General features: G+C 63.8%; 1 protein-coding gene. It reads left to right on the forward strand.

Going from position 1 to position 635, the window contains the following annotated elements; translation table 11 throughout:
- Window positions 1-635, forward strand: a 635-nt coding sequence (locus ACM6IK_RS24280; protein ID WP_414876356.1) for a VCBS domain-containing protein, incomplete at both ends; no start/stop codon positions are given.

A 635-nucleotide genomic window follows, 5' to 3' on the forward strand; every position in this document is an offset into this window, starting at 1 on the left:
CTGGTGCTGAATGCCAACGGCACCTACACCTACACCCTCAACCCCAGCGATGCCGACTTCAAAGCCCTGCACGGCGGTGGCGACAGTACCGAGACCTTCAGCTACACCCTCACCGATGCGGACGGCGACAGCAGCACGGCGAACCTGGTGCTGCAGATCCACAACAACGATGACTCGGTGACGGTTGGCGGTTTGAACGTTGGCGGCGGCGAGCTGACGGTCTTCGAGAAAAACCTCAGCGACGGCAGCAGCCCCGACACGCCAGCCCTGACCCAGAGTGGCACCTTCACCGTGACCGCACTCGATGGCCTGCAAACCCTGACAGTGGGCGGCATCACCGTAGTCAGCGGTGGCGTGGCTGCCGGCTTCCCGCAATCGATCAGCACCCCGCTGGGCAGCACCCTGACCGTCACCGGGTTCAACGCGGCGACCGGGGTGATCAGCTACAGCTACACCCTGAATGACAACGAAGCGCACCCAACCGGCAACGGCGCCAACACCCTGCCGGAACAGTTCGCCGTGACCGTGGTCGACGACAACGGCACCACCGCGACCGGTTCACTGGACGTGAACATCGTCGACGACCTGCCCAGTGGCGTGGACGACAGCAACATCAGTACCGCTTCGGAAACCCT

Origin of the sequence: Pseudomonas sp. IT-196MI5 (assembly GCF_949767415.1) — a bacterium.
GTDB lineage: Bacteria > Pseudomonadota > Gammaproteobacteria > Pseudomonadales > Pseudomonadaceae > Aquipseudomonas.